The 5,781-nt window shown below is 38.0% G+C and carries 6 protein-coding genes; all 6 read right to left on the reverse strand.

Features of this window, described 5'->3' with window-relative positions:
• Window positions 1-250: 250 nt before the first annotated feature.
• Entirely contained in the window at window positions 251-1,438 is a 1,188-nt protein-coding gene (locus HRT72_00845; protein NQY66264.1) for an NAD(P)-dependent oxidoreductase, read from the reverse strand.
• Between the two features lie 6 nt (window positions 1,439-1,444).
• Window positions 1,445-2,275 (reverse strand): methyltransferase domain-containing protein, encoded by an 831-nt coding sequence (locus HRT72_00850; GenBank protein ID NQY66265.1) that lies wholly within the window; start codon window positions 2,273-2,275, stop codon window positions 1,445-1,447.
• Between the two features lie 256 nt (window positions 2,276-2,531).
• Window positions 2,532-3,032 carry a hypothetical protein gene (locus HRT72_00855; GenBank protein NQY66266.1) on the reverse strand — a complete coding sequence of 167 codons (501 nt, stop codon included), beginning with the start codon at window positions 3,030-3,032 and terminating at the stop codon, window positions 2,532-2,534.
• Between the two features lie 87 nt (window positions 3,033-3,119).
• Complete coding sequence (locus HRT72_00860; GenBank protein ID NQY66267.1) at window positions 3,120-3,284, reverse strand: hypothetical protein; 165 nt, start codon at window positions 3,282-3,284, stop codon at window positions 3,120-3,122.
• A gap of 68 nt (window positions 3,285-3,352) precedes the next feature.
• Window positions 3,353-3,835, reverse strand: a complete 483-nt coding sequence (locus HRT72_00865; GenBank protein ID NQY66268.1) for a hypothetical protein — start codon at window positions 3,833-3,835, stop codon at window positions 3,353-3,355.
• Window positions 3,836-4,258: 423 nt separating this feature from the next.
• Window positions 4,259-5,781, reverse strand: a 1,523-nt coding sequence (locus tag HRT72_00870; protein NQY66269.1) for a SulP family inorganic anion transporter, incomplete at its 5' end; no start/stop codon positions are given.

A 5,781-nucleotide genomic window follows, 5' to 3' on the forward strand; every position in this document is an offset into this window, starting at 1 on the left:
CTCGTTTTGCTTCGTCCTTTCCGTATTTCCCGGAAAGAACCTCCGACACGACATTGTTTTTAAACTCTGATGAGTAGTGTATTGAATCGTTATTCATTTTATAGGTTTTTGGTGTCAACCTATTTCAGTACAAGACAGAGTTAAAATAATCTGCTTGTCCGGCACAAGGACCTTAAAAGAGAGATTGTATTCTGTCCTACGACCATCTGCTTTCTTGTTAAGCAAGGCTTTCTTAAAAGGGGTATTCCTTCTATTTAGAATTTAAATGTTGAGCTAGCCCAAAACCCATACTGAAACAAGCTTGTAATAAATATCCGCCAGTAGGTGCATCCCAATCTAACATTTCTCCAATGCAGTAGTTTTCTTTGATTGAGTTTAGTTCGAAATTTAAATCTATTTCCGATAAGCAAACTCCTCCTACTGTAGAAATAGATTCGTCTAATTCGGCCGAATTAAGAATAGTACAAGGCACGCTTTTTATTTTGAGAGCAAGGGTATCCGTATTAAGGAACTCTTCTTTCGAAGTGCATGTTTTTAGCAATCCTATCTGCGCCGGACTAAGCTTTAATTCGCTTCTTAATACTGCAGATATACTTTTAGATTTATACTTTTTTAATTTGCTCACAATAGCAGCACTTGATAAAGTGGGCTTTAGATCGATCAAAATAATAGCCTTTTGCTGTTTCTTTAACTCCGATCTAATTTGTGGGCTAAGGGCATATATCGCATTGCCTTCTAATCCAAATTTAGTAATAACAACTTCGCCTTTTTGCTTTTTATTTAAACAAGAAATAGAGATGTTTTTAAGTGGAGCACCAGCATGTTTTAAAATAAAATCACTTTCCCATTCTATTTTATAAGCACAATTTGAAGCTTGAAAAGGAATAGTGTTTATCTCTTTTTTTTTGAAAGTCGATATCCAACTTCCATCCGATCCTGTAACCTTCCAACTGCTACCACCTAAGGCAAATACCACATAATCAGATTCGGTAATCTCTTTGTTATTAAATATTAAATTATTGCGACTATCCCAGCCAGTCCAGGTTTTGTTGAATTCTATTTTAACACCATTTTTTTTTAAAACAGACAGAATAGCCTTGAGCACTTCAATAGGTTTTATTCCCTTTTTGGGGAACACTCTTTTGCTACTCCCAACATAAGTTGGAATGCCAATAGGATCGAGCCAGTTTGTTAGATCGCTGTTGGTAAATTTGAGTAATGCTTCTTTTAATAAAGAGGAGGGAGTATATCGTTCAATTAATGATTCTATCGGCTCGGAATGGGTTAAATTAAAACCACCTTTTCCTGCAACTAAAAACTTTTGTCCGAGAGACTTATTCTTCTCAAAAATTGCTACTTCAAATTTTTGCTTATCGAGAAATGCTGCTAATGTAATTGCGGCTGCCCCGCCACCTATAATGGAAACCGTTTTTTTCACTTTAATCTATTGGCTAAAAATATCAATATTGAAATCACAAGTAACCGATAGTTCATTCTTGTTGATTATGTTTTCCAAACGTTCTATTCCTGTACTCCAATAATAGGGCGTCATTTTTAAAAGAAAAAGCAATGCTTCTGCACTTTTAATGTCTATTTCAAAAGTAGTTCTCTGTGTGAAGTTGTGTTTTAATAAAGGTGTCATCTTCTCAACTATATTTGATGTATGCGGCCTGAACGTATCGTAAATTAATTCTGCCATTTCACGCAAGTGGTCCGGAGCTGGGCTAACAATTACAACATGCCCCTGATTAGATAATATGCGCTTAAATTCTTCTGCCATTATTGGCGAAAAAATGGATAGGATAAGATCTGTGCTGTTGTCGGAAATAGGTAAATTATATATTGAACTTACGAAGTAGGAGTTGTTTTTATATTTATTTGCTGCATTTTTAACAGCGTATTTAGAAATGTCTGTACCTAATATTTCTGTCTCTAAACCAGGTAAATTATTCAAAACTTTTTCAGAATAATATCCTTCCCCACAGCCTGCATCAAATGCAATAATATCTTTGGTTTTAAGAGAGAGTTTATCTGTAATAATATTTTTAATGCTTTCTATTAACGGATCGTAGAATCCTAGTTCCAAAAAATTTCTTCTGGCAGCAATCATCATTTGGTTGTCGCCTGGATCTTTAGATCTTTTTTGATTAACCGGCAGTAAGTTTAAATAACCCTGTTTGGCGATATCAAAGCTGTGGTTGTTTTTACACAGATATGTTTTTTCTCCAGAATTGGTTAAAGAACTTTTGCAATATGGACATGTAATTATAGACATTAATATAAGCAAATTAGGCCTTTATCCTTCACGGAAATTGTATTTCGGTATTCGATTTTAATCTGTGATAAAGATAATTTATTTGATGCTAATGATTAGCAAGATACCGAGCAATCGCGATGTGAAATGTAAGAAGAAAATAGTCCTATACCTTTGTTAGGTTGTTGCTGTATTTATCGGTAACGTATTTTTATTAGAAACAAGGCTCGTTGCCATATGGGTTGGCTTCATGATCGATGGTGTAGTTGCGCTTCGCTCAGTTCCTTTTTGTGAATTCCGCGTAATCCCAGTTACCCGTATGGGTAAGTTTTAAGGTGCCCATAAACTTACCATCGGCGAACGAATTGTAGTATTCCGTTATGTTAGGATGGGCTCCACCGGTGCTAAAAAACTCAATAGCAAAAACCAAGGCTTCGGGATTATTCGCGCCATGCTGTTTTAGGGCTAACGGTTTACTGTCTTCAGAATAGCTAACCCAAATGCGTTTGGTACTTTGGTCGTCGTTAAAGCAGATATAATGGTGATGCGTTTCGGTATTGCCATGTGGAGAGGCATTGGTAACGGTAGAGATTTCTACTTGTAGTGGGGTTAAAGTAAGGCTGTCTGCTGTTTGGGCAAAGTGCTCGCCAAGCTTTTCTTGTCTATTAAAATTTATACCGGGATGCCCCGACTCGCCTTGGTAAGTTACGCTCGGTTTAAAAGCAAACGAGTTTTCATTGAGCCAAGAAAGGGAATAGATGTTGAATTTGTCTCTCAATCCAGCATCGGTTTCACCTAGTATAAATAGAGTTTTGATTTTTTGATAGCGGCCAGTTATAACATTAACAACGGTTAGTTGTGTGGTTCACTCATTGGCATAAAAGTCCTTTTCGTGCACAAGAATAACTTCTCCTGAGGCCGACCATGCTATTTCTGTAGGCGCTACGGATAGGTCTTCGATGGCGAAAGTGTTGTTGGTGGTCTTCACCTCAATCGTATAATAACTGTGGTCTACATCGGTTAAGAGCAATTCGGTACTTCCATNCGGACTTACATTTCCGGTATGTCTAAAGCCTTCGTTGGTGAGTTCTTCTGTTTTTAGTTTAAATCTCCCGTAAGTTTTGGTTGCTTGTNGTCTATTAAAGCAGCTGCTTTAATTATTTCTACCTCGCCTTCTGGTCCGTCGATATAGAGTTGCTGCACCGTTTTGTAATAGGTGAGCTGAAACCACTTGCCGATTAAATATTCGTTAGATCCCCAGCCTTGGTTTTCTTCATTTGCTTCATCACCCGGGAGCATCCGAGAGAACTTAAATTCTTCGGAATAACAACCAGTAAAGTCCCACACCTTGCCTGTCTCGTCTCTGAAATTAAAATGCTCCGCATCGCCAAAACTGAATTCCAAGAATTGCGCTTCGAGCGTGAATGTTTCTTGTTGGGGTTGCGTTTCTGTTGGATGAGAAGTAGTTGTTGTATCAACAGGTTGAGCCGTACTCGTTGCAGTTTCTTCGGCTAGTGTATTGTTTTCTCCGCATGAAAAGAACAGGGTAGAGGCGAGGGTTAAAAGTATAAGGTATTTCATGGTTGATTGCATTCGAAATAAAGTCTCAAAGGTAAAGTTTTAGAACAGGAATTTTTGTCTCTCATCGCGTAGATCCTGTAGCATTTTTGATTTTGAAAGTTGCTTTGCAAACGTTGTACCAGAAATAAGGAGTTCCCCTCTGTCCTGACAGCAGACGGCCAAGTATTGCTGCGCAATAGTATTTTTTGCTTGACCAAAAAACGAAGGAAAAAACTCAAATCCTCCAATTCAGTTCTATCAACACCTTCATGAGCGCTAAGTGCGACTGGTTGATTTCTGAAACAAGTTCAGGACTTCCTAGTCTTACTAAGCTCTCATTTCGATTTATAATACTCCTTCTTTGAGTGGACGTTGGCATTTGTGTAAATGCGAGAAATTCTTTTCTTTTTGGAGAGTGGGAGTTAGAGCTGAGTCAAGACCGAATTAAGAACCCTTAATTAAATCCAAATGTTTTAACAAATTAGAAGAGAAAGTAAGCATATGCTGCACCTCCTCGGTGCGAGCAATGTGAATGTATTTAAATATCATTAATGCCTCACCATTGCTTTCGATATGGTGTATCTCATTCTCCGCTATAAAATGAATAAGATCGTCGGTAAAGAAATCACGGATGTCATCTTCGTCTTCGCCACTCAGATTAAATTTATGGGAAAAGCCGGGATGTTTACCTAACTCAATATCTTGGCTAGATCCGGACAGCGCTTTTACTCGATCGAATATTTGATCGAAGAGTCCTTCCTTGTCAATAATAAAGCGCGGTATCTTCGTTGGTAATTTTATTATCTGAACAGTAGTTTGGTAGACCTCTAGCGAAAGCATAGCTCCTTCATCAAATACGATATCAGCAATTTCCCATTCTGCATTGTTTTCTACATCTTTTCCTTTTAGTGAATTAGTCTTCATTTCGATTGGTCGCGAGTCGAAGAAATGGAAGTTTCTTAGGTAAGACGTATCCCAATCTACAGCTCTTTCAAAAGACCAGCCGTTTTCCAAGGCTATTTTTTGTAAACGTATCTGACGTTTTGTAATCGGTTTGTTAACACGGCCGGTAATAATTTTAAGCGCTCGGTTATGACTGCTCGAAGCCACATGGCTATCTAGGCCGATCAGCTTTACATCGCCGCCGTTATTCTCTTGAATTCGTTTGTAATCAATCAGGTTTTCCATGATAGATAAATCTACTAATCGCGTTTGCGACAAATCAATTAGTACGTTCGACCCAATTGGTATTTCTTCTAGAAGTTTGTCGAGTCGTAAGGCATATAAGAAATTGGCTATTCCTTTCAGTTTAACATCATAGGTGCCATTGTCCAATTTATGCACTTTAGAACCTGACTTGTAGATCATTTTAAAGAAGGGTACGAAACCAACTTTTGCGAGTAGAATGTGCAGTAGAAAAGTGGTAAATATTCCACCAATAATTCCATAAAGTAGGTCGGTGTATAATGTTATAATAAGTGTAGACCAGAGAAATAGTAGTTGTTCAACTCCTTGATCATAAGCTAACTTAAATACTTTAGGTGAAGCCAGTTTAAAGCCGGTATGCAACAGTATTGCTGCCAATGCCGCCAATGGAATATTGCCTAAAGTAGGGGCTAGAATAAGTACGAAAAGAATAAGGATAATGCCATGGTAAAAGTTAGACCACCTGGTTTTACCATTACTGTTAAGGTTAACCGTGCTACGAACTATTACATTGGTTATAGGAAGTCCTCCTAATGCTCCTGATACCATTGTGCTAAGTCCAACGCCAATAAGATCTTTATTAAGATCGGTTGTTCGTTTATAAGGATCTAGTTTGTCAACAGCGCGGGCACTAGCCAGAGTGATAACCGAGCCAATCATTGTAATAGACAATACGGTAAGCCAAAAGGCCATGGTGTCTATCATGGCGAAGTCGGGGTAGAGAATACAGTCGAGTGGGTTTGATGGGATATCTATTATTA

The organism is Flavobacteriales bacterium (genome assembly GCA_013214975.1).
In the GTDB taxonomy this organism is placed as follows: Bacteria; Bacteroidota; Bacteroidia; order DT-38; family DT-38; genus DT-38.

Excerpts from the sequence above, each read along its gene's own strand:
- HRT72_00850 (NQY66265.1), bottom strand. The coding sequence starts at position 2,275 with ATGTCTATAATTACATGTCCATATTGCAAAAGTTCTTTAACCAATTCT.